A 23,450-nucleotide genomic window follows, 5' to 3' on the forward strand; every position below is an offset into this window, starting at 1 on the left:
GCGTGATCATGGCTTGCGGACGTTCTTGCGAAAGATGGAGAGCACAGGGTGATGTCGACACCGCACCATCTCTCCGATCGCTACGAACTCGGCGAGACACTCGGCTTCGGTGGTATGTCCGAAGTCCATTTCGCACGCGATCTGCGGCTGCACCGCGACGTCGCGGTCAAGGTGCTGCGTGCCGACCTCGCCCGCGATCCCACCTTTTATCTGCGATTCCGTCGTGAGGCGCAGAACGCGGCGAAACTGAACCATCCGACGATCGTCCAGGTCTTCGACACCGGCGAAGCCGAAACCGAGGACGGCCCACTGCCGTTCATCGTCATGGAGTACGTCGACGGCGACACGCTGCGCGACGTGCTGCGGTCCAACGGCTCGGTGTCGCCGCGCCAGGCGATGACCTGGATGGCAGACGTGGCCGCCGCGATGGATTTCTCACACCGCAACGGCATCGTGCACCGCGACATGAAGCCGGCCAACGTGATGATCGACAAATCCGGCGCGGTCAAGGTGATGGACTTCGGCATCGCGCGAGCGATGAGCGATTCGACCTCCACGATGACGCAGACCTCCGCGGTGATGGGCACCGCGCAGTATCTGTCTCCCGAACAGGCACGCGGCATCAAGGTGGACCCGCGCAGCGACATCTACTCGATGGGCTGTGTGTTGTTCGAATTGCTCACCGGCGAACCGCCGTTCACCGGGGACTCGCCCGTCGCCGTCGCCCACCAGCACGTCCACGAGGATCCGCCGTGGCCGTCGTCGATCCGACCCGAGATCCCGCGTGAGCTGGATTCTGTGGTGCTCAAGGCGATGAGCAAGAACCCGGCCAACCGGTATCAGTCCGCCGCCGACCTGCGCTCGGATCTGATCAAGGTGCTCGCCGGCGGCAAGCCGTCGGCACCGATGCTGTTGTCCGACGAGGATCGCACCGAGTTCATGGACCTCGGCCCGCGACGGTCGGCTGCCGGCGAGTCCGGGCCGCGGCGCGCGGTCAGTTCGTACCGTCGCGACGAGGGTGACGGGGAGGACGACACCGTCCCTCACCGTAGACGGTTGCGTGGCCTGCTCATCGGCGCGGCCGCCCTGGTCGTGGTGCTGGTGGCCGGCTTGATGTTGTGGTCGCCGTGGAGTGCGGGCTCCGCCCGTCAGATCCCGGTGCCGACCGTGGCAGGCAAGCCGGCGACCGAGGCCCGCGACGATCTCGAACACGCCGGATTCCAGGTCAAACAGCTCGACGAGCCGAGCCTGGACGTGGCGTCGGGGTCGGCCACACGGTCGGCGCCCGCCGAAAACGTGCTGGCCGCCGAGGGATCCGAGATCACGCTGTACATCTCCAGCGGCCCGCAACGACACCAGATGCCAGACCTGCGCGGCAAGACACCCGACGAAGCCACCGAAGCGCTTCGCGTGCTCGGCTTCTCGAACGTCAAGACCGATCGAGTCGACTCTTCCGGCGAGCTCAAGGACAAGGTTGTCAGCACGACCCCGCCGATCGGCGCGGAAGCGCCCGTGAACGGCGCCGTGGTCGTGCACGTCGGCAACGGACCCAAGGAGATCACCGTGCCGGACGTGTCCGGGCAGACCGAGGACGCGGCACGCACGGTACTCGAACAGGTCGGTTTGCAGGTGGTCGCGGTGGCCGGCGATTCCGAGCTGCCGACCGGACGGGTGGTCAGCAGTTCACCACCGGCCGGCACCTCCGTCGAGCAAGGTGACACGGTGCAGATCACCGTCTCGCGCGGCAACATGTTCGTGATGCCGAACCTGCGCGGCCAGACGCCTGCGCAGGCCCGCGCAACCCTCGCGGCGGCCGGCTGGGAGGACTCCACCCTCACCCGGTCGTCGCGGAATGTCCCGATCACCAGCTCCGACGACGGCAAAGTGGTCTCCCAGGAGCCGTCTGCGGGTTCGCGAGTGCGCAAGAACGATTCGGTGTCCGTGGTCATCGGACAGGCGAGCCTGCTGCCGGGTTGAATGCGACCGAACGGCTGAGAACGTCCCCGTCAGCGGGCGCCGCGGGCATTCGCCCTCGATGGTCGCCGACGGGGACGTTCTCGTCGCGCGTCTGATGTCGGGTCCGCAGATCTCATCCGATCGCGGCGGCCATCTCCACCTCGAGCGCCGCGACACGTGATTCGTCGACGGCGATGCCGCACACCCGGAGCCAGTTGGCCAACATCCGGTGACCACCCTGGGTGAGCACACTTTCCGGATGAAACTGCACGCCGTGGATCGGGAGCTCGCGATGGGCCATCGCCATCACGATCCCCGATTCGGTGCGGCCGGTCACGACCAGCTCGTCGGGGATCGTCTCGGGCACCACGGTCAGTGAGTGGTAGCGCGTCGCGGTGAACGGATCCGGAAGTCCGGCGAGCACACCCTGACCGCTGTGATGCACCAGGGACGTCTTGCCGTGCAGGAGTTCCGGTGCCCGGTCGACAGTGCCGCCGAACGCGGCGCCGATCGCCTGATGTCCCAGACACACCCCGAGGAGCGGTAGGCCTCGTTCGCGCGCGACGCCGACCATGGGGATGGTCGCACCGGCTCGCTGCGGCGTGCCCGGACCCGGGCTCAGGAGCACTCCGTCGAAACCGTCCACAGCGACCGACGGATCGTCGAGCTGGGGATCGTCATTGCGCCACACCACGGCGTCGACGCCGAGCTGGCCCAGGTACTGGACCAGGTTGTAGACGAAGCTGTCGTAGTTGTCGATGACCAAGATGCGGGCGGTGGCGGCACCCCCGTGCGCGGGCGGCTGATTCACCCCGTCAGGCTATCGTGCCCGTGCCGTCCGAGGTCACCGGGTTTTCCCTGGACAAGAGGCTGACTGTGACGTTGCTGTGTCGGCGACCAGGTGAGATACCGTAGATATCAGTTCTTGCGAAAGCATTTCAGCACTACAGAGGAAGTCATGCCGAAGTCAAAAGTCCGGAAGAAGACCGATTACACCATCAACCCGGCAAGTCGCACGCCGGTCAAGGTCAAGGCCGGACCGTCGAGTGCCATCTACGTGTCGGTCATGTTGGGCCTCATGCTCCTCGGTCTGGCGTGGCTCATCGTGTTCTATCTCGTCGCCACGCCCACCGCGCTGGGCGCCGAGGGCAAGGCACTGCATTGGATGAACGAGCTCGGGCCGTGGAACTTCCTGATCGGTTTCGCCTTGATGGTCGTGGGCCTGTTGATGACGATGCGGTGGCGCTGACCGGGCGATTCGGTCATTCCGATGGGGGTAACTCACATGTGTGTAATTCATCCACACTGTGGAAATCACATGTGTGTAAGTCATCCCCACTGTGAGTAACTGCTGTGGATAACTCTGCCGATCTGTCCACACGAACGTGGTCGACCCCGCGCGGCGCCGGCATCGCCATGGCCGTCGGCGGGGTGATCCTCATCGTCGGGGCCGCGTTGACCGCTGCGGATCCGGTCGGTTTGGTGCTGTTGGGCCTGGCAGGCCTGCTGCTCCTGGCATTTGCCGCGTACGCGTTGCTGGTCAGGCCGCGGTTGGCGCTGGCGGCGCGCGCCGACGGCCCCGCGGTCATCGTTCGGACGCTCCGCGGCTCACATGTTTATCCACAGGTGCGTGTGCATCGCGTGCGAGTACTGGATTTCCGTCGCATCGGCCGGCGCTCCGGGCAGCTGGAGCTCGAGATCCTGCCCGCCGGTGCCATGCCCAGCGCTACGCCGGACGAGTTGCGCGATGACACCCGACTGATCGTGTTCGGGCGGTGGGATCTCGGCGCCGATGTCGGCGAGGTGGCCGACGAACTGGCCCGCGCGGGTTTCGCGGTCGAGAATCGGCGACGCTGAGCGGTCGGGCTCTAGAAGGTCAGGACGTGACTGTTCGCGTAGGCGATCCCGACGCCGATACCGACGGCGAGAGCCACGATCAGCAACGCGGCGATCGAGATCCAACCGACACGGGACACGTTGGTGGCCGTCCGGCGCTCGGGTGACAGAACCCACTGCGGCAAGACGATGATGCCGGCGGTTGCTGCCGCTCCGAACACCAGGCCGCCCATGTGCGCCAGCAATGAGATGCCGGGGATGGTCACCGACAAGACAAGGTTCAGCACGATGATGGAGATGACCGGGACCGGCGAGGCCTTGGCCTTGAGGACCACCACCAGTACGGCGCCCATCAGTCCGTAGATGGCACCGGACGCGCCTGCGTTGATCGCCGTGTCCGAACCGAAGAGCATGACCGCGGCGCTGCCGCCGAGCAGAGCGGTGCAATAGACGCCGAGGTAACGCGGAATCCCGATGGCGATCTCGAGATCTCGTCCGAGGATGTAGAGCGAGATCATGTTGACCGCGACGTGGGTCACCGTGAAGTGCAGGAATCCGGCGGTGAACAACCGCCAGTAGTCGCCGCCGGCGACCCACGGTTTCACCAGGGCCCAGTCCACGAACAGACGCGAATCGCGCCATTCGAAGCCCTGCGCTTGGTAGACCCAGATCGCGAAGACGATCAGGTTGACCGCGATGAGCGCATAGGTCGCATACGGCTTGGAGGCGACCATCGGCTTGGCGACCATCGGATGGATCCCGCGGTCGCCGAACTGGGGCGCGGTGCTGCGTTGCACGCCGTCGTTGCGTAGACAGTCCACACAGTGCTGTCCGACGGAGGCGGGACGCAGACATTCCGGGCACGCTGGTCGGCCGCACCGACTACAGGATAGTCCGGTCGGGCGGTCGGGATGCCGGAAGCACACCGCCGGCGGACCGGCGGTGTGCTGCGGGCCAGAGAGGTTTGGGCCGCTCAGCTGAGTTCGATCTTCTCGATGCGGACTTCGTCGGCCGGGCGGTCGGCGCGGTCGGTGGAGGTGGCGGCGATCGCATCGACGACCTTCTGCGACTCCGGATCCTTCACCTCACCGAAGATGGTGTGCCGACGGTTCAGGTGCGGGGTCGGGCCGACCGTGATGAAGAACTGCGACCCGTTGGTGCCCGGTCCGGCGTTGGCCATGGCCAGCAGGTACGGACGATCGAACTGCAGCTCCGGGTGGAACTCGTCCTCGAACTGGTAGCCGGGTCCGCCACGGCCGGTGCCGGTGGGGTCGCCGCCCTGGATCATGAAGCCGGAGATGACGCGATGGAAGATCGAGCCGTCGTAGAACGGGCCGGAGGTGCCGCCGGACGCGTTCTTCTGGCTGTAGTCCTTGGAACCGTCGGCGAGGCCGACGAAGTTCGCGACCGTCTTCGGTGCGTGATTCGGGAACAGTTCGACAACGATGTCGCCGCGATTGGTGTGCAGTGTCGCGGTCTGGTTCTGAGTAGTCACCCCACCATCCAACCACTTCGCACGCGCTGTGTACCCCGGCGTCGCCGCAGTGACGCCGACAACCCGACGTGGCAGACCGCGGCGCCACCTGGCACGCTGGACCCATGCCCAAGAAATACTCGCTGATCGCGGTTGCAGCGCTGGTCGCGGCGCTCTCCGCCGGCGTCGCGGCGTTGCTGGTGCGGCGATCCCGCAACGAGCACCCGCCCGTGTCCGCGACCGTTCCGCGTATCGAAGAACTGCGCGGACCGTCCGACGACTCGGCGCCGGCGGCGTCCTGACCGTGTCGTCGGGGTGGTGGAATGCGACAGGCCTCTCACGGGTGGCGCCACGCTTCACGCCCGCGCAACGGTAATTTGTAGTCGTGACCTCTGACGAGACCCCGAACTCCGCCGCCGGCCGCGGTTCTGCGCCGGGACCGGCGAAGGACGACGACGCCGAGGCGACGCCGAGTCCCCAGGTGGCGGCGCCGTGGGAGCGACCTCCGACGGGTCCCATCACCGCACCCGGTCCGATCCCCGGCGGGGATTCGATGCGCGCACAGCGGTCGTCGCTGCCGCCGACGGGGCCGTCACGTGGATCCCAAGGTCCCCCACCGGCACCCGGTGGTCCCAGATCGCGCCCTCCGCAGGCGGGTGGCCCGCCGCCACCCGGTCAGCGAGCGCCCGGACCACGTCCCGGTGATCTGAATCTTCCGCCCAACGGACCCCGACCCGGTGGTGGTAATCCCCCACCGTGGTCGAGCACGCCACCCGGTGGTCGAGGTGCACCCCCCGGTCGCGGCGGTCCTCCGCCACCCGGATATCGGCCGCCGCCCGGACGGCGCCCACCGCCCCCTGGCCAAGCAGGTCCCCCACCCTCCGGTGCACCCGGTCCGGGGCCCGCGGGTCCTGGGCCCGGACGACCCCCGCAGAACGGTCCCGGCCGGCCTGGACCCGGTGCACCGCCGCAGGGCACTCCCCCGCCACGTGCGGCCGGTGGCCCGCCGACGGGACCATCTATGCCGAGCGCTGCGCCGACTCGCGCGACCTCCAGGCCCGGAGTCGCGGTTCCGCCTGGATCGGACGCCCCTCGACCGGATTCGTCCGAGGGACCCATCGGTCGCTACGGTGCGTCGACGACCCGTTTGGGTGGGCCGTCGGCCGACGCCGCGACCCAGGCTGCGCGCCCGGCACCTTTCCTCGATGACGACTTCGCGCCATCCGACACGTCCAATGCCCACGGGGCGGCATCGGACACATCGAGTGGCACGACATCCGAACGGCCTCTTGCCTATTCGGCTTCCAGCTCCAACGACGCCCCGGAGGAAACCGTGCCCGCGCGGACGCACACCGAATCGCCTCGACCCAATCGGCCTGCGGTGTCCCGCGGCACCAACCAGACGGCGATCCTGGCATTGGTGCTCTCTGTCCTGGGTATCACGTCACCGATCGGTCTGTACCTCGGCTATCGGGCAAAGGCGACCATCGCCCGCACGCGCGAATTGGGGGAACCCTTTGCACGCGTTGCCATCTGGATCGGTTGGCTGTACATCGTCGTGATCGTACTGGCACTGATCACGTACTTCTGGATAGCCGGGCAGGGGTCGTAGGACTCGCGCAGAGAACCAGCAGATTCTCCGACGACACTATTCGTCGGGTGATTGCTGCTTACTGGCGTCCGTTTACGGTTGCCGCGGCAAGCGCCTGCAGAGACGCCCAGGTCGCCGGCGCAAAACGTTGCTGCGCATCACGATCGAGCGCGGTGCCCTCGCCGAGGACCGGTTCGTACTCGAAGCCGACGACGCCGGCGACCTTCCCGGACACCACACCGATGAGCATGTCCGTGAGTGCCTTGTGATTCAGGCCCGGAATCTGGTTGCAGATGACCACGATCGCGCGGCGCAACACACCGGTCTGATCCCACTCCGTGAAGATCTCTCGTGCTCTGTTGAGGAGGTCCGGGCGCGGTCCGACCACCAAAACCGGTGTCACGTCGACCATTTCGGGCTCGGTCAGATCATCGAGAACAGTCAGCGGCCTGGCTCCCGCATCGACAACCGGAGTCGAACCGAATCGCCATGCGTTGAGGATCGCGTCGGTGACCGTGGCGTCCTCGGGTAACGGCCACAACCCGGCCCCGAGCGTGGATCGAAGTAGCGCTGGATCGCCGGTGGCGCGAAGCCGCTGATGGAGGTCGCCGTCGTTGCCCGCGGCGTCGACCCACCAGGACGATCCCCCGAGACTTGCAGCGGCCCGGTACTCGGCCAGCAACGCCGAGATCACCGAGGTGCCCACGCCACCGGCTGTCCCGGCGACGACGACCGTGCGCTCAGCAGTGGCCGGAGGGTTGATCGGTTCCGTGGAGCCCTGTGCTTCTTCGCTCATCGTCTCAGTCGATTCCCGTTCTGTTCGTGCGCTCCTCACGCCACTCACCCGGGCAGTAACGCTCCCCGAGCGCGTTCCATCGTCAGTCTAGGCAGTCCCGCTTCGCAGATCGTCCCGCACCGCCGAACTCGGGCGGTGCGGGACGACATGCGCATGTGCTCAGGCCGGCGCCACTTCTTGCGGCCACGCGATGTCGGCTCCCGGCAGCGCCTGCTTGATGTTCGGCTCGTTCTGCTTCGTCGACTTGCGGGCGTTGTCCTTCTGCTGTGCGCCGCCTGCGCCGAGCGCGCGGTACGGGGCATCCGCCTGCTCGAAGGACCAACCGGTCTTGAAGGTGCCGATCTGCAGGTTCACATCGCCGCGGTGGTTCACGACGTAATCGACCTGAGGCAGGCCGGCCTGGCGCGCCTTCTCTTTGCTGAAATGCAGCTCGTACTGGTTCGCGCCCGGATTTGGCAGCGGCTTGGCCTTGGGACGTGGCTGACCCTGCTTCCAGGGCTCCTTGGGCTTTGCACCCGGATCGCCTGCGCCGAGCGCGTAAGCGAGCGAGCCGCCGGCGACACCACCGATTACCGCACCGACCGCGGCACCCGCTGCACCAACACCCGCGGCTCCGATCGCTGTCCCTGCCGCAAGGCCGATGCCAGCCCCAGCGGCGGTACCCAGGAGAATCATCGGTGGTACGTATCCGAACAGAATCAGGTTGTTAACGGTTCCTGCAACCGCGCCAACAGCCGTGCCCACCACAGCACCACCGAGGGCCCCAACCGCTGCAGCTGGGATTCCGAGCGCTGCCGCGCCAGCCGCACCACCCGACATCACACCGATGATTGTCGACGCAGCCTGACGGGACGCTTCATCCTGCGGCACTCCTACAGAAATCAGCCCCTGTGCAATCTTCGCTTCGCCATAAGCTGACCAAGCATTGACGGAATTCACATCCTTCGTCGACATTCCCTGCGGAATATCGGTGATGAAGTTCCCGACACGGATCTTCTTCGGCGGCGGCGCAATCGGTCGCACCGGTGCGGTCGGCTTCGGGGCCGAGAGAGGCGCGTTCGGAACAGCGTTGTACGCATTGTCATACGACGGGGCGCTGTAGCTGCCCTGTTCGACGTACGGCTGGTACGGGGCCTCTTGTGGCGGGCCCGGGATGCGGCCAGGCCCCGGCGTACTGACCGGTGGCGTCGGCGTTGTGCCGCCCTGCTCGGGCGTGCCCGGGCTCGGGGTCGGTGTCGTGCCGCCCTGCTGCGGTGCCGTATCGCTCGGGCTCGTACCGCCCTGCTCCGGAGCGGCCTGAGCCAGGCCGGCGCCGAGACCGGTCGCGATCGAAGCCGCCAGTGCCGCAGACGTGACAGACATGAGCACCGGAGATGGCCGATCATTGACCGGCATGTGACGATGCCGCCCTCGCTTCGATGGCTTGGCCATGGTCGGCGACTTCCTTTCGTTCCGGCCGTCGGAGACGGCCGCCTGGTCATGCGGTACTGCGCTGCGTCTGTGCAGCCTGTCTGGTGCGATTGGGATTACTCGTCGGCCTTGATCGATGCGATCCAGGTCTTTCCACGGGATTCGACTGTCCGAATCGTCTGACGGTAGACGATGGGGTCGGCCGAGGGATCTGGAGGTATCTCGGTCAATACCACCGAGTACGTGTTGTTCCCACGGTCGGTGATCGACAGGCAGTGCTTGGTGCCCGGTTCTCGTTGATCGATGTACTTCTGCATCACCGGCTGCGTCGCGACCGCATTGGGGGCGGCCACTGCGCGCGCCGCCTTTGCGGATCGATCCACGTAGTAGGCGTGGTTGAACGCCAAGATGACGCCTGGCCCGGATGCTTGATCGCCCGGGCCGTCGCCCGTTGTGACCGCCCCGTCCACGATGGACTCGCAGGTCTCGGCCGGCGTCGTGGATGTGGAGGTCGTCGATGTCGGTCCGACTGCGTCTGTGGAGCTTTCGCTGTCGTCGCCGCCGAGTTGAGACACGGTGATGCCCGCAGCAACCGCGATGACGATGACCGCTGCGGCGGCGCCGATGATCGGCCCGCGATGGTTCTTCCAGAACTTCGTCGGCCCGGCCTCGTCCTTCTTGGCAGTCGGACGGACCCGCATGTTCTCGAACAGGCTGTCGTCGAGCGACTCCGCGCGCGGCTTTTCTTGATCGCCCTGCGGACCGAAGGCGGAGGGGAATTCGGTGTTCGGGGGGCGCGGCGAGTCCGGCTGTTGCTCCCGCGCGAAGTCTTGCTGCCGTTGCTCCTCGTTGCGAGGTTGCCGTACGGGCGCGGAACTGGGCATTTTGTCGGTGACCTGGTCGTCAGGTGACACCGGATCGTCTACCGCCGATGCGCCGGTGGCAAGCCGGGCCGCCGCGAGTGCCTGGGCGAGTTCATAAGCCGGCGATCCGCCGGTCGGCGACCATGCGGGGACATCGGCAAACCACTCCGGCCGACTCTGCGTCATCATGGCTTCCTCCCCTCGCGAACCGGAGATCCCGGACGGAACTCCACAGGACACGACGAGGGTCGCACAATGCCCGACAACAGACAGGGGCTGGGTGACGGGATCTGCGCGGACACGGTCAAACGCTCGATTGTTGGACGGATTCGTCAGCTGACACGACGAGAGGACAGCCGTGTTGTTGCAGCGTGGCAGCGACAACGAGCCCCGGTCGTGTCGCCTTCACCCCACTCACAGGCCCCCCGAATGCCAGCATTTCCATCCTCACCCCGACGATGCTCGGTCGCAGAATACCTAAGTTTCGTCCCGATTATCACGTTGGATATACCACGTCGGACGAGTCTCTCAACACCTGCAATGCGGCTTATGCGGCATGTTCGTTCGTTCGAACGATCCACCTCTCAGCGGTTCGTGTGCCACATCACAGCAAGTTGTCTCCGGCGACAGCTCGTTGCACGCCTGAGTGCCCGATCGGATGCAGTCAGGGCACGACGGTGTAGAAAGTGCTTCCGTAGCCCTGCGACACACGGAGCGGGTTGTGCGCAGCGTACGGCCAGACACTCAGAACTGCCGGGCCCGAGCCGGTGTAGATGTCGCGAACCACCTTGTCCCCGCGACGTGGTCCGAAGGTCGCCGGGACGAAAATCTCTCTGGCGCCAACACTTGGGCTGGCATAGTTGATGTCCATCAGGACCCGACACCTAGGGTTGCGCTTCCAACCCGCGCCGTTTCCAGTGAAGCCAAATGATGTCAGCGTCAGCCGGATAACTCCCCGTTTTCCCTTCGGCGCCACCATTCCGACGTTGAAGGTTCCGTGACAGAAGTCGTGATCCCCGAACGTTCCGATGTTCTCGCTGTATTGGACAACTCGGGGTAGTTGTGGTTCCGCGGCCGCCGCTCCCACCCCCGCCATGGTCAGCCCAGCGACGACTAGAGCAACCAGCATCACACCGAATTTTCGCAACTTTCGACTCCCCTGGATCGACCGGCACGCAACTCATTCAACCTAGAGGGGTCCTGCCCCCCTGACAAACCAGTGCTCTGTATCCAATGAGATAACGACCGCGCGTGGGTGACCGGGGTAGGCAAATTGCCTCCCGTCAATCACGGAATATTCGTATATGTCGTCGCCCCATACCCCTGAGGAACACGGACCTGGTTGTTGATCGCGTATGTCCCTAGTCCCAGCTGAGCGGGCCCCGACCCCAGCCGGACATCGTGGACGACCCTCTCTCCCCGTTCCGGACCGAATGCAGCCGGGAAGAAGTGGTCGCTCGCGAACCCGTGGGCGTTCGTCGAAGACACGTCCATCAGGTACCGGCACTTCGGATTCCGCTGCCAACTCCTGCCTTCGCCAGTGAATCCGAAAGACGTCAGTGTCACTCGGACAACACCTCGTTTGCCCTTGGGGGTCACCATGCTGACGTTGAACGTTCCGTGGCAGTAGCTGTGATCACCGAAGGTGGTGAGATTCTCCGTGTAGAGGGTGACCCGCGGCAGTTGGGGCTCCGCTGATACGGAACCTGCTGCAAACCACGTCATGCCTATGACAAGTACACCGACAACTGACGCACAGATCTTTCGCACCCGAGACCCCCAAATCGACCGCTGGGCAACTCATCCAACGTATCCGGACCTGCTCGCGCGCCGAAACCTCCTCGTGGCGAGGTCCATTCGTTCGAATGACCGACCGGCGTCGCTTTCGGTCGGATCCCGTGATCGACCGACAAGCTCAGTTGGTGCTCAGGCGGTCAGGGAACGAGGGAGTAGTAGCCGGCCCGTACCCCTGCAGTGCACGGATTGGACGTTGATCGCATTCGTCGCCACGGTAACCCACAGCGCCGTGAGGTAGGCCGATCTCACCGGGTATGCGAATGCAGGACGGGGCGGTACGTGAGTTCTTGTGTCCGGCCGTCGAGGGTCCGGTGATCGATCAGTTCGAGGTCGTAGTCCTCTGCACCGTCGAAGATCCGATCCACACCGCTCTCGCCACAGATCACCGGGAAGATCGTCACCTGGACGCGATCCACGAGGCCGGCCGCCAGAAGTGTCCGGTTCAGCCGGAGACTGCCGTGTGAGCGCAGCGGCACGTCGGACGCTGCCTTGAGACGTGCGATGACATCGACGGGATCACCGCTCGCCACGACGGCATCGGGCCAGTCGAGAGGTTCCTCGAGCGTGCTCGAGAGGATCGTTGCCGGTAGGTCCCTCATCCGAGTGACCCAGGGGTCGAGGGCGTCGAGATCGAGGCCTGCTTGCAGCATCTGCGCGTGTGCCCGATAGGTGTTGGCTCCGAAGATCATTCGATGCTGCTCGCTGTAGATGGCGAGCCGATGCGCCAGCAGTTCGGGACCTTGCTTGCCCCAGTATCCACCCCAGTCGCCGTGGTGCGCGCCGAAGCCGTCGAGAGTGGAGAACACGTCGAATGTGTATTCGCCAGGCATGCTGATACTCCTCGCCGTCTGCAATTTCCTGGGGTCGGATGCATGCTCAGGCGCTGTTCGGGCCGGTAGCCCCGTAGGTCGTGCGCTTCAGAACGGTGGATCGTGTCGCCTGCTGTCAGAATCCTACGCCCGCATCAGGCTCTGCGAAGACGACTACCGACACTGCGACCACAGAAACCGGTGGCCGGCGAACCGGGCGTTCTATGACCGGCTGGAGATCACCGAGGAGAGCTACGCCGTCTCCTCGCGGAATCGTTCGTGACCATCATCCACAAGATCACTGGAACAGAAGGGATACTCCCAACGTCCGATGCCGGGTGTTGCTCGCGCCGCATCTTTGGTCACCAGACAAACCCGCGTCACCCGACCGAATGAAAGCCGAGGAGAGCCCTCGGAGACGAAAGAAAATGGTGGAGCCTAGGAGATTCGAACTCCTGACATCCGCCTTGCAAAGGCGGCGCTCTACCAACTGAGCTAAGGCCCCGTGCCTGCCGGATGAACCGTCGGCGTGGGTGTGCGAATCGAGGTGAATCACCTCTCGCAGTGGGCCTAGGAGGACTTGAACCTCCGACCTCTTCGTTATCAGCGAAGCGCTCTAACCGCCTGAGCTATAGGCCCTTGAACCGAAGTGGAAGATTACCCGACCGGACGCCAGGAACCAAAACGGCTGGTCAGTCGAGGTCTGCCAGGGTCACCTCGGCACCACCGATCATGTCGGCGCACAGGTTGTAGATGTAGGCACCCAAGGTGGCGAGCGCCGTCAGAAGAATGGCATTGATCACACCCAGCAGCGCTGCCCAACCGAAGACGGTGCCCGCCCCGATGATGTCGCCTTCGCTACTCGAGCCGTCCGCCGTCACCAAGGTGCCAAACGAACTGTTCACCTGATCCCAGACGCCCATGCCGTCGAGAATCATGTAGAGCACCGCGACGGCGATCATCCAGATCAGGAAGCCCGCCACCGACAACACGGCCGCGATCTTGAACGTGGCCCACGGATCGAATCGACGGATCTGCACGGCGGCCCGCAACGGGCGGATCGCCCCCACCTCCGTCGGCGTCGAGCGTACCGACGCGACGGCCGGCGGCGCGTCGTTCACGTGGTGAATCGCGTCGAGGTTGGGTAGGTCGTGGCCCGGCAGGTTGTTGCGCTCGATGTTGCGCGTCGGAGATTCGACGAACCGATCATCGGGCGCCGTCTCGCCGACAGGATTGTCGAGCTTGGTGACCGGCGCCTGCTGACCGCTCATACTCGCCGCGGCCGTCCCCGTGGCGCTGACGATGCCGCGCGGGGGTGGTCCCGGGCGCGTGCCCGCGACCACCTCCCGGCCGTTCGTGTCGCCGTGGGTCGTGCTCGAGTGCTGGTCAGCCGGTCCTCGATCCCACGGCGGAACCACATTTCCCGGACCCTGGCCGGACGCACCCGGACCCGAGGCGCCATGGGGACCGAGATCCCCATTGGTCGGCTTCTTGTCGTCCGGTGTGTTCGGTGAGCTCACTGAAAATCCCTCATTCGGTGGTCGTACGACCCACACTAACGGCTACTCCAGCAGAACCCCGACGCTACTTGCCGGAACCCGCCGATCCACTCGGTTCCTCTTCCGGTTCGTCCGCATTTCGGGCGATGGCGATGACGGTGGTGCCCTCGTCGATGTTCATCAGGCGCACCCCCTTGGTCTGCCGGCCGGCCTTGCGGACCTGCTTGGCACCCGTCCTGATCACACCACCACCGGAGGTGATGGCGTACAGCTCGGAATCGTCGTCGACCATGAGCGCACCGATCAACTCTCCGCGCCGCCGGTCGTGCTGAATCGTCAACACACCCTTGCCGCCACGTCCCTGCACCGGGTAGTCGTCCATCGCCGTGCGCTTCGCATAGCCGCCCGAGGTGGCCACCAACAGGTAGCTGCCCTCGTGCACCACGTTGAGTGACAGCAGCTGATCGTCACCGTTGAACCGCATGCCCTGCACACCCGAGGTCTGGCGGCCCATCGGGCGCAGCGCCTCGTCGTCGGCGTGGAAGCGGATCGACTGCCCCTTCTGCGAGACCAGCAGCAGGTCGTCGTCGGCAGAGCACAGCTGCGCGCCGACCAACTCGTCCTCACCGCGCAGATTGATCGCGGCGATGCCGCCGGACCGGTTCGAGTCGAAGTCCACGAGGCGGGACTTCTTGACCAGACCGTTGCGGGTGGCGAGCACCAGGTACGGCGCATCCTCGTAGGTCTTGAGCTGGATGACCTGTGCGATGCGCTCCTCTGGCTGGAAGGCCAACAGGTTCGCGACGTGCTGGCCGCGTGCGGTGCGGTTGGCTTCCGGCAGTTCGTACGCCTTGGCCCGATACACGCGGCCCTTGGTGGTGAAGAACAGGATCCAGTCGTGGGTGGAGCTCACGAAGAAGTGCTTGACGATGTCGTCCTGCTTGAGTCCGGCACCCTGCACTCCCTTGCCGCCGCGTCGCTGGCTGCGATACAGGTCGGTCTTGGTGCGCTTGGCGTAGCCGGTCTCGGTGATGGTGACGACGACGTCCTCGCGGGCGATCAGGTCCTCATCGGTGACGTCACCGTCGGCGGCGATGATCTTGGTACGCCGCTCGTCGCCGTACTTGTCGACGACCTCCTTGAGCTCGTCGCGCACGATCGCTCGCTGACGTTCCGGCTTGGCCAGGATGTCCTGCAGGTCGGCGATCTCTCGCTCGATCTCGGCCAACTCGTCGACGATCTTCTGGCGCTCCAACGCAGACAGTCGACGCAGCTGCATCGCGAGGATGGCCTCGGCCTGGATCTCGTCGATGTCGAGCAGACCCATCAACCCGGTACGCGCTTCCTCGGTGTTGGCCGAGCTGCGGATCAGCGCGATCACCTCGTCGAGAGCGTCGAGCGCCTTGACCAGACCACGCAAGATGTGTGCGCGCTCTTCGGCCTTGCGCAGCAGATAACGCGTACGTCGCACGATCACGTCGATCTGGTGTGTCACGTACAGACGGATCATCTGATCCAGGCGCAGCGTGCGCGGCACACCGTCGACGATGGACAGCATGTTGGCGCCGAAGCTGGTCTGCAGCTGGCTGTGCTTGTACAGGTTGTTCAGCACCACCTTGGCGACCGCGTCACGCCGCAGGGTCACCACGATCCGCATGCCGACACGATCCGAGGACTGATCCTCGATTCGGCTGATGCCCTTGAGTTTTCCTTCGTTCACCTGCTCGGCGATCGACTGAATCAGGTTGTCTGGGTTGACCTGATACGGCAGCTCGGTGGCCACCAGTGTGGTGGTGCCCTTGTGTTCCTCGATGTCGACGACGCTGCGCATCCGGATGCTGCCGCGCCCGGTGGTGTAGGCATCCCTGATGCCCTGGCTACCGACGATGAGTCCGGCGGTCGGGAAGTCCGGCCCCTTGACGGCCTCCATACAGGCGGCGAGTGTCGTCTCGTCGTCGGCCTCCGGGTTCTCCAACGCCCAGAACACCGCGTCGGCAACCTCGTTCAGGTTGTGCGGCGGGATGTTGGTGGCCATGCCGACGGCGATACCGCCCGACCCGTTGATCAGCAGATTGGGAATACGCGACGGCAACACCGTCGGTTCGTTGGTCTTGCCGTCGTAGTTGGGCGTGAAATCGACTGTCTCCTTGTCGATGTCACGCAGCATCTCCATCGCGAGCGGGGTCAGACGCGCCTCGGTGTAACGCATTGCGGCCGCACCGTCGTTGCCGCGAGAACCGAAGTTGCCCTGACCGTCGATCAGCGGGTAGCGCATCGACCACGGCTGGGCCAGACGGACCAGCGCGTCATAGATCGCCGTGTCGCCGTGCGGATGGTAGTTACCCATCGTCTCCGCAACGGGTTTCGCCGATTTCACATAGCTGCGGTCGGGCCGGAAGCCGGCATCGAAGGATGCGTAGAGCAGACGGCGATGCACCGGCTTGAGTCCGTCACGCACCTCGGGCAGCGCGCGACCGACGATGACGCTCATCGCGTAATCGATGTAGCTGTTCTGCATCTCCTGGCCGAGATCGACCGGTTCGACGCGATCGCCGGCGCCGTCGGGTGGCAGCGTGGTGTCAGTCATGTCAGTTCCTTCTTGCGATCACCGGTCGCCGGAGTCGTCGTCGACGCTCGTCCTGGGACCGGCGGGGTCATGGGTTTCGCTCAGACGTCCAGGAAGCGAACGTCTTTGGCGTTGCGTGCGATGAAGCTGCGGCGTGCGGCGACGTCCTCACCCATCAGGATGGAGAACAGTTCGTCGGCTGCGGCCGCATCGTCGAGCGTCACCTGACGCAGGATGCGCACCTCCGGGTCCATGGTGGTTTCCCACAGCTCCTTGGCATTCATCTCGCCGAGACCCTTGTAACGCTGGATACCGTCGTCGGAGTTGATCTTCTTACCCGCGGTGCGGCCGGCCTCGAGCAGGCCGTCACGCTCGCGGTCGGAGTAGGCGAACTCGGGTTCGGTCTTCTGCCACTTCAGTTTGTAGAGCGGCGGCTGTGCCAGATACACGTGACCGTGCTCGATGAGCGGCCGCATGAAGCGGAAGAGCAGGGTCAGCAGCAACGTCGAGATGTGCTGACCGTCGACGTCGGCGTCGGCCATCAGCACGATCTTGTGATAGCGCAGCTTGGTGATGTCGAACTCGTCGTGGATACCGGTTCCGAAGGCTGTGATGATCGACTGGACCTCGGCGTTCTTCAGGACGCGGTCGATCCTGGCCTTCTCGACGTTGATGATCTTGCCGCGCAACGGCAGGATCGCCTGATACATCGAATCGCGGCCCGACTTGGCGCTGCCGCCTGCCGAGTCGCCCTCCACGATGTAGACCTCGCACTTGGACGGGTCGTTGCTGCGGCAGTCGGCCAGCTTGCCGGGAAGACCGCCGATGTCTGTTGCGGTCTTGCGGCGCACCAACTCTCGGGCTTTACGGGCAGCCATTCTGGCCTGGGCGGAATCGACGGCCTTCTTGATGATGGTCTTCGCCTCGGCCGGATTCGCCTCGAACCAGTGCCCCAGATGCTCGTTGCACATCTTCTGGACGAAGCTCTTGACCTCGGTGTTGCCCAGTTTGGTCTTGGTCTGACCTTCGAACTGCGGATCGCCGACCTTCACCGAGATGACAGCGGCGAGGCCCTCGCGGATGTCGTCACCGGTGAGCTTGCCGTCTTTCTCCTTGAGGAGCTTCTTGTCGTACGCGTACTTGTTGACCGTGCTGGTCAGCGCCGCGCGGAAACCCTCCTCATGGGTACCGCCCTCGTGCGTGTTGATCGTGTTGGCGAAGGTGTGCACCGATTCGGAGTAACCGGCGTTCCACTGCATCGCGATCTCCACCTCGTGGCCGGTGCCCTTGGCGGTGAAGCCGATGACCGACTGGTGGATCGGATTCTTGGTGCGGTTGAGGTGCTTGATGTAGTCGACCAGGCCGTCGGGATAGTGGTAGGTGCGGGTGCGCACCTTGGCGACCTGCTCCTTCTTCTCTTCCTCGGACTTGATGGTCTCGGCGGTGTCGTCACCCTCGGCGTCCATGCCGGCTTCCGCGGCCGCGACCTCCGGGGTCTTCCGGTTGTCGGTGAGGGTGATGGTCAGGCCCTTGTTCAGGAATGCCATCTCCTGCAGGCGACGCGCCACCGTCTCGGCGCTGAACGTGGTGGTCTCGAAGATCTCCGAGTCCGGCCAGAAGCGGACGGTGGTGCCCGTCTTACGAGTGGCCTCCCCCTTGTCGAGGGGACTGGGCTTGGCATGGTCATAATGCTGTTCCCAGTGGAAGCCGCCGTAGTTGATCGCGAGCTCGACACGCGTGGACAGCGCGTTCACCACGGAGATGCCGACGCCGTGTAGACCGCCCGAGACCGCATAGGCGTCGGAGTCGAACTTGCCGCCCGCGTGCAACTGGGTCATCACGACCTCGACGGTGGGTACCCCCGTCGCGTGCATGTCGGTGGGAATGCCTCGACCGTCGTCGACGACCTCGACGCCGCCGTCTTCCAGAAGGGTCACATCGACCTTGCTGGCGTAACCGGCCATCGCCTCGTCCACCGAGTTGTCGACGACCTCCCAGATGAGGTGGTGCAGGCCGCGTTCACCGGTGGATCCGATGTACATACCGGGCCGCTTGCGGACCGCCTCGAGACCTTCGAGGATGCTGATGGAATCGGCGCTGTACTCGCCGGATTTCTTGGCGGGCTTACGGCTCTTCTTCGCCGCAGCGCTATCGGACCCGTTGGTGTCGTTGGTGTCGGCCACGAGGTGCGTCCGCTCCTGTTCTTTCTCGGTGATACCGACAAGAATGAACACACGTCGACTCAGCCGCGCCGGTGACGCGGACGAGAACGGAATGCAGCACGGGTTCTGACCCGGCCGACGTCCACCCCTGTCGGGACAACTCCCACCAGTGTACTGCCTGACTCGAACAGAAATAGGTATCCGGGGCCGCTAACGCGCTCACAGATCGATTTTTTTCGGTCGATGCCGGTCCGATTGTGGATCGGCATCAATTCTGGCGTCTGCGGACCGCTCGCTCGATTTCCGACATCGAATCTGGTAGGCATCCGGCGCCTGCGGTGCTCAGCCGTAGGTGTCGCGCGGGCCTCGACCCGGGATGTGTCGGGGTCCCTTGCGCCACGACGGAGCCTTGGGCCCGGTGATCTTCAGGCTCGTCACCACGCCGTCGCCGACGGCACCGGCGATCTTCGCCAGGATCGTCGACTGCATGTACCGCAGTTGCGTCGCCCACGCGGTGGATTCCGCTTGGATGTGTAAGACCTTGTCGTGCAAGGCAGTCGGCTGGGCGTGCGCAGCGATGTCGGCGCCGACGATGCGCTCCCAGCTGCCGAACAGTGCACCCTGTCCGATCTGCGACTGCCATCCGCGCTCTTGCGCGATGCGCCCGGCAAGGCGACCGAACGGTTGTGGATCGCGAGAATCCGGACCGGATCCGGACCACCGACGACGCTGCCCACCGGCCCGGCGGGGTCGCACGGCCGGAGACGATCGGCCCTGACCGACGGACTTGCCTGCCGCGCGCGCAGCCGCGCGGGCCTCTTCCAACGCACGACGTGCCACCTCGTAACCCGCCGAATGCCCAGGTGTGGAGTCACCGGTCACCGAATCCCGTGCCCCTGAATCCCGTGCCTCTGAATCTGCGGTCATGTCGCACCCTCCCCCGTCGTGATCTCCGTCACGATCGACTGCCGAGTGCCATTCTCCTCCGCGACACCGACACCCACACGCCGACCGCCGATGCTCGACGGGATGTCGTCGGGAACCGCAGCGGTGATGAGCAGCTGTTCGGCGGATTCGGTGAAGCCCACGAGTTGGGCGCGTCGATGCGCGTCGAGTTCGGCGAAGACGTCGTCGAGCATGATGACCGGCTCGATCCCCTCGGCGCGGATCAACTCGACCGAGGCGAGCCGCAGGGCCAATGCCAACGACCAGGACTCACCGTGACTGGCGAACCCCTTGGCGACATCGTCGCCGAGGACGATGTCGAGATCGTCGCGGTGCGGACCGACCAGACTCACGCCGCGTTCGATCTCCTTGGATCGCAACTCACCGAGACGTGTCAACAGCACCTGGGCGATCTGCTCGACAGCGGCAGGCTCGTCGGCAACGGGCAGGACCTCCGGACCGGCGGCCGCCCGATATCCGAGGGTCGCGGGCCGCGAATGCGGGGCGATTGCCGCATAGGTGGCCGTGAAATGCGGTGTCAATTCCCGTAATACGTCGATCCGGGCGGCGGTGACCTGAGCGCCGAGGTCGGCCAGTTGACCGTCCCACACATCCAGGGTGCTGATCACCGAGTCGGCGTCGGATCCCCCTCGACGCAGGGCCGCACCCGCGGTCTTGAGCAGTGCCGATCGTTGTCGCAGGACCCGATCGTAATCGGAACGTGCTGCGGCCCAACGGGGTCCGCGTTGCGCAACGAGTTCGTCGATGAAACGTCTGCGCTCGGAGGGATCCCCGCGGACCAGCATCAGGTCCTCGGGTGCGAACATCACCGCTCGCAGGATCCCGAGGATGTCTCGTGCGCGTCGGGCCGGACTCGTGTTGATGGTGGCCTTGTTGGCGCCCTCGGCGTTGATCTGCAACTGCACGGTGAGCTCACGCCCGATGTTCTCCACGGTGCCGGTCACCGTGGCGGATGCGGCACCACTGTGCACCAACGGTGCGTCCGAACTCACCCGGTGCGAGCGCAGATGGGCCAGGTAGTAGACCGCCTCGACGAGATTGGTCTTTCCGAATCCGTTGCGCCCCACGAAGATCGTGGGTTCCGGCTTCAGTGTGAGATCGACCTCGCGCCAGGACCGGAAGTCGCGCAGGCGCAGTTCCCGGACGAACACGTCAGGCTACTGGCGGCGTTCCGGTCTCGCCCACCGAACGCCCCAATTTGTCGGTGACCGCGTGCCCGCCGAACTGATTCCGCAACGCGGACACCGCTTTCAAAGCGGGGGATCCGTGCTCTTGTCGCGAGGCGAAACGCGCGAACAACGCGGCGGAGATGACATTGGCAGGCACCGAGTGGCGGATCGCCTCCTCGACGGTCCATCGTCCCTCACCGGAATCGGTGGTGTAGTCGGAGATCTCGGCCAGCCCCGGATCCTCGTCGAGCGCGCGCACCAGCAGATCGAGCAGCCACGACCGCACCACGGTGCCCTTCGTCCAGGCACGCAGCGTGCCCTCGACATCGGTGATCAGTGGTTCGGCGCACAGCAATTCGTAGCCCTCGCCGTAGGCGTGCATGAGTCCGTACTCGACGCCGTTGTGCACCATCTTCGCGTAGTGACCGGCACCGACCGGACCGGCGTGGACGAAGCCGTCGGCCTGCTCGCCCTCCGGGCGCAAGGCGTCGAAGATCGGCATCAGACGCGTGACGTGGTCGTCGGAACCGCCGACCATGAGTCCGTAACCGTTCTCGAGCCCCCACACGCCACCGGAGACACCGCAGTCGACATAGCCGATACCGTTGTCTCCCAACAGTTTCGCGTTGGGCAGGTCGTCGGTGTACTTCGAGTTGCCACCGTCGACGACCAGGTCACCGGGTTCGAGGAGTTCGGCGAGCTGGGAAATCGTGGTGCGGGTGGGATCCCCGGACGGCACCATCACCCACACCGCTCGCGGAGCAGTGAGGCTCGACACGAGCTCCTGCAACGACGCGACATCGGACACCTCGGGCCGAGGATCGTAGCCGACGACGTCGTGTCCGCCCTGCTGGATCCGGGTGCGCATGTTGGCACCCATCTTGCCGAGTCCGACCAGCCCGAGTTGCATCAGACCTCCTTCCGCCGTGGAGCGTGTGGTGTGCGCGGTGACGCCGCGCGCGGTGCGCGATCCTCAGGGGATCGGATCCGACGGTCAGCCCGGGAGGCGAACCGGCATCAGCAGGTAGGTGAACGCGCTGTCGGGCGCGACGAAGGCGCCGGACTCGTCGGCGACGGGCTCCTCACCCGTCGACGGCCGCAGCACGGCGGGACGGCTGGGCGTGGTGAAACCGAAGTCGACGGTGGGCACCCCGATCGCCGACAACCCATCCTGCAGATAGCCCGGGTTGAACGCGATCGTCAGCGGCTCGCCCCAGAACTGGACGGGCATCTCTTCCTCGGCCTTACCGGCCTCGTCGCCACCGGCGGTGAGCAGCAGGGATCCGTCGCTGAACTCCATGCGGACCTGTGCGCCTCGCTCGGCGACCAGGGCGACACGCTTGATGGCCTCGATGAGCGGGGCGCTCTCGATCGTGGCGACCGCGGTGTGACTTGCCGGCAGCAGCTGACGGAACTTGGGGAACTCGGCATCGAGCAGTCGGGTGGTGGTGCGCTTGTTCTCGCCCAGGATCCCGAGGATTCCTTCGCCACCGATCGCCGATCCGGATCCGAATGCCAGGGAGACGTCGCCGGTTCCGCCTGCGCCGGCGGTCTTGGCGGATTCGGACAGGGTCTTGGCCGGCACCAGAACCGCTCCGGTGGTGTCCTCGGCGGTGGGCGCCCATTCGAGTTCGCGGACCGCGAGGCGGAATCGGTCGGTGGCGGCCAGAACCACACGTCGGCCGTCGATCTCCACGCGCACACCGGTGAGCATGGGGAGCGTGTCATCCTTGCCCGCCGCCACGGCTACCTGCGAAATCGCCTCGGCGAACACCTGTGTCGGGATCGTTCCGGTCACGGTCGGCGACTTGGGGAGCTCGGGGTAATCCTCCACGGGCATCGTGGGCAGGGAGAACTTGGCGCTGCCGCACGTGATGGCCACACGAGAGCCATCGAGGCTCACGTCGACCGGTTTGTTGGGCAAGGCGCGGGTGATGTCGGCGAGCAGACGGCCGGAGACCAGGACCTTGCCCGGCTCGGCGATCTCTGCGGCGATCGACTCCTGGGCCGAGACCTCGTAGTCGAAGCCGGATACCTCCAGGCCGTCGCCGTTGGCACCGGCCGAGTCGCCTGCGGTCAAGACCACGCAACCGAGTACGGGCACCGGTGGACGCGCCGGCAGGCTGCGGGCCACCCAGGCAACGGAATCTGCGAACTCGTCACGCGCCACACGGAACTTCATGCTGGGTGGTTGCCCTTCTCTGTCTGTCGTTCTCGCCCCGATGCCATTTCCCGGGCCCGATCCGGTCGGATCCGGCCCGCGCAGGGTTCGCCGTCCGGTTCGTGGATGGGGATCCCCACTCTAGAACGAGGGTGCCAGACCGTGGGCTCTTGGGGGGAACTGGTTGCCACCTTGTCGGGTGAGGATCGAACGCCCGGAGGGCTCTGTACACACACCCTTCTTTTGAACTGAATTCTCAAGGAAGAAATTCATGACAGTAATAGGGGCTGTGAAACTGTGTAGAACTCCGGATCCGCCCTGGTCATCGTCGTCGAACGGGTGTGGATCGGTGGTGGATGACTGGGGAGGGATCCGGCGCGACTGTGTGGAGTGTG

At 65.3% G+C, this 23,450-nt stretch carries 20 protein-coding genes and 2 tRNA genes; 5 read left to right on the plus strand and 17 right to left on the minus strand.

Annotated features, from left to right (window positions below; translation table 11 throughout):
- Positions 1-51: 51 nt before the first annotated feature.
- Complete coding sequence (gene pknB / locus AAFP35_RS04190; protein ID WP_419220289.1) at positions 52-1,977, plus strand: Stk1 family PASTA domain-containing Ser/Thr kinase; 1,926 nt, start codon at positions 52-54, stop codon at positions 1,975-1,977.
- Positions 1,978-2,089: 112 nt separating this feature from the next.
- On the opposite strand, the gene AAFP35_RS04195 is transcribed toward pknB, so the two are convergent.
- Positions 2,090-2,767 (minus strand): aminodeoxychorismate/anthranilate synthase component II, encoded by a 678-nt coding sequence (locus AAFP35_RS04195; RefSeq protein ID WP_419220290.1) that lies wholly within the window; start codon positions 2,765-2,767, stop codon positions 2,090-2,092.
- A 147-nt stretch (positions 2,768-2,914) separates the two neighbouring features.
- On the opposite strand from AAFP35_RS04195, the gene crgA reads away from it, so the two are divergent.
- Entirely contained in the window at positions 2,915-3,205 is a 291-nt protein-coding gene (crgA, locus tag AAFP35_RS04200; protein WP_419220291.1) for a cell division protein CrgA, read from the plus strand.
- A 104-nt stretch (positions 3,206-3,309) separates the two neighbouring features.
- Complete coding sequence (locus AAFP35_RS04205; protein WP_419220292.1) at positions 3,310-3,813, plus strand: PH domain-containing protein; 504 nt, start codon at positions 3,310-3,312, stop codon at positions 3,811-3,813.
- An 11-nt stretch (positions 3,814-3,824) separates the two neighbouring features.
- Here the strand turns inward: AAFP35_RS04205 and AAFP35_RS04210 are convergent, their stop codons facing one another.
- On the minus strand, positions 3,825-4,589 hold the full coding sequence (locus AAFP35_RS04210) for a rhomboid family intramembrane serine protease (protein ID WP_419220293.1): 765 nt from the start codon (positions 4,587-4,589) through the stop codon (positions 3,825-3,827).
- A 176-nt stretch (positions 4,590-4,765) separates the two neighbouring features.
- Complete coding sequence (locus AAFP35_RS04215; RefSeq protein ID WP_419220294.1) at positions 4,766-5,287, minus strand: peptidylprolyl isomerase; 522 nt, start codon at positions 5,285-5,287, stop codon at positions 4,766-4,768.
- A gap of 104 nt (positions 5,288-5,391) precedes the next feature.
- Here AAFP35_RS04215 and AAFP35_RS04220 point away from each other — a divergent pair, with 104 nt between their 5' ends.
- Both AAFP35_RS04220 and AAFP35_RS04225 read left to right on the plus strand, forming a co-directional pair.
- Positions 5,392-5,568, plus strand: a complete 177-nt coding sequence (locus AAFP35_RS04220) for a hypothetical protein (protein ID WP_419220295.1) — start codon at positions 5,392-5,394, stop codon at positions 5,566-5,568.
- A gap of 1,031 nt (positions 5,569-6,599) precedes the next feature.
- Positions 6,600-6,878, plus strand: coding sequence for a DUF4190 domain-containing protein (locus tag AAFP35_RS04225; RefSeq protein WP_419220296.1), 279 nt, complete (start codon positions 6,600-6,602; stop codon positions 6,876-6,878).
- Between the two features lie 58 nt (positions 6,879-6,936).
- Here AAFP35_RS04225 and AAFP35_RS04230 read toward each other — a convergent pair whose 3' ends face one another.
- The 14 genes from AAFP35_RS04230 to dnaN form a co-directional block, all read right to left on the minus strand.
- Positions 6,937-7,653, minus strand: coding sequence for a hypothetical protein (locus AAFP35_RS04230; RefSeq protein ID WP_419220297.1), 717 nt, complete (start codon positions 7,651-7,653; stop codon positions 6,937-6,939).
- A 159-nt stretch (positions 7,654-7,812) separates the two neighbouring features.
- Positions 7,813-9,084, minus strand: coding sequence for a hypothetical protein (locus tag AAFP35_RS04235; RefSeq protein ID WP_419220298.1), 1,272 nt, complete (start codon positions 9,082-9,084; stop codon positions 7,813-7,815).
- Between the two features lie 95 nt (positions 9,085-9,179).
- Positions 9,180-10,115 carry a hypothetical protein gene (locus AAFP35_RS04240; protein WP_419220299.1) on the minus strand — a complete coding sequence of 312 codons (936 nt, stop codon included), beginning with the start codon at positions 10,113-10,115 and terminating at the stop codon, positions 9,180-9,182.
- A gap of 475 nt (positions 10,116-10,590) precedes the next feature.
- Positions 10,591-11,073 (minus strand): enoyl-CoA hydratase, encoded by a 483-nt coding sequence (locus AAFP35_RS04245; protein WP_419220300.1) that lies wholly within the window; start codon positions 11,071-11,073, stop codon positions 10,591-10,593.
- Between the two features lie 895 nt (positions 11,074-11,968).
- A complete protein-coding gene (locus AAFP35_RS04250) occupies positions 11,969-12,553 on the minus strand; it encodes a dihydrofolate reductase family protein (RefSeq protein WP_419220301.1) in 585 nt (194 codons plus the stop codon).
- Positions 12,554-12,961: 408 nt separating this feature from the next.
- Positions 12,962-13,037, minus strand: a tRNA-Ala gene (locus AAFP35_RS04255).
- Positions 13,038-13,097: 60 nt separating this feature from the next.
- Positions 13,098-13,171 (minus strand) — tRNA-Ile (locus AAFP35_RS04260).
- Between the two features lie 53 nt (positions 13,172-13,224).
- Positions 13,225-14,052, minus strand: a complete 828-nt coding sequence (locus AAFP35_RS04265) for a DUF3566 domain-containing protein (RefSeq protein ID WP_419220302.1) — start codon at positions 14,050-14,052, stop codon at positions 13,225-13,227.
- A gap of 64 nt (positions 14,053-14,116) precedes the next feature.
- Positions 14,117-16,618, minus strand: coding sequence for a DNA gyrase subunit A (gene gyrA, locus AAFP35_RS04270; RefSeq protein ID WP_419220303.1), 2,502 nt, complete (start codon positions 16,616-16,618; stop codon positions 14,117-14,119).
- A gap of 80 nt (positions 16,619-16,698) precedes the next feature.
- Entirely contained in the window at positions 16,699-18,780 is a 2,082-nt protein-coding gene (gene gyrB, locus AAFP35_RS04275; RefSeq protein WP_419220451.1) for a DNA topoisomerase (ATP-hydrolyzing) subunit B, read from the minus strand.
- Positions 18,781-19,101: 321 nt separating this feature from the next.
- Positions 19,102-19,686, minus strand: coding sequence for a DUF721 family protein (locus AAFP35_RS04280; protein WP_419220304.1), 585 nt, complete (start codon positions 19,684-19,686; stop codon positions 19,102-19,104).
- Positions 19,683-20,876, minus strand: coding sequence for a DNA replication/repair protein RecF (gene recF, locus AAFP35_RS04285; protein ID WP_419220305.1), 1,194 nt, complete (start codon positions 20,874-20,876; stop codon positions 19,683-19,685). Before recF ends, AAFP35_RS04280 begins: the two co-directional genes overlap by 4 nt.
- 1 nt (position 20,877) lies before the next feature.
- Positions 20,878-21,804, minus strand: coding sequence for a phosphogluconate dehydrogenase (NAD(+)-dependent, decarboxylating) (gene gnd / locus AAFP35_RS04290; protein WP_419220306.1), 927 nt, complete (start codon positions 21,802-21,804; stop codon positions 20,878-20,880).
- A gap of 84 nt (positions 21,805-21,888) precedes the next feature.
- Positions 21,889-23,076, minus strand: a complete 1,188-nt coding sequence (gene dnaN / locus AAFP35_RS04295) for a DNA polymerase III subunit beta (RefSeq protein WP_419220307.1) — start codon at positions 23,074-23,076, stop codon at positions 21,889-21,891.
- Positions 23,077-23,450: the final 374 nt, after the last annotated feature.

Source organism: Gordonia sp. CPCC 206044, assembly GCF_048537895.1.
Classification (GTDB): Bacteria; Actinomycetota; Actinomycetes; order Mycobacteriales; family Mycobacteriaceae; genus Gordonia.

Bases quoted from the DNA above. Each gene is read 5' to 3' on its own strand.
- pknB (WP_419220289.1), top strand. From the start codon at position 52: ATGTCGACACCGCACCATCTCTCCGATCGCTACGAACTCGGCGAGACA.
- crgA (WP_419220291.1), top strand. From the start codon at position 2,915: ATGCCGAAGTCAAAAGTCCGGAAGAAGACCGATTACACCATCAACCCG.
- AAFP35_RS04220 (WP_419220295.1), top strand. From the start codon at position 5,392: ATGCCCAAGAAATACTCGCTGATCGCGGTTGCAGCGCTGGTCGCGGCG.
- AAFP35_RS04230 (WP_419220297.1), bottom strand. From the start codon at position 7,653: ATGAGCGAAGAAGCACAGGGCTCCACGGAACCGATCAACCCTCCGGCC.
- AAFP35_RS04235 (WP_419220298.1), bottom strand. From the start codon at position 9,084: ATGGCCAAGCCATCGAAGCGAGGGCGGCATCGTCACATGCCGGTCAAT.
- AAFP35_RS04240 (WP_419220299.1), bottom strand. From the start codon at position 10,115: ATGATGACGCAGAGTCGGCCGGAGTGGTTTGCCGATGTCCCCGCATGG.
- AAFP35_RS04250 (WP_419220301.1), bottom strand. From the start codon at position 12,553: ATGCCTGGCGAATACACATTCGACGTGTTCTCCACTCTCGACGGCTTC.
- gyrA (WP_419220303.1), bottom strand. From the start codon at position 16,618: ATGACTGACACCACGCTGCCACCCGACGGCGCCGGCGATCGCGTCGAA.
- AAFP35_RS04280 (WP_419220304.1), bottom strand. From the start codon at position 19,686: ATGACCGCAGATTCAGAGGCACGGGATTCAGGGGCACGGGATTCGGTG.
- gnd (WP_419220306.1), bottom strand. From the start codon at position 21,804: ATGCAACTCGGGCTGGTCGGACTCGGCAAGATGGGTGCCAACATGCGC.
- dnaN (WP_419220307.1), bottom strand. From the start codon at position 23,076: ATGAAGTTCCGTGTGGCGCGTGACGAGTTCGCAGATTCCGTTGCCTGG.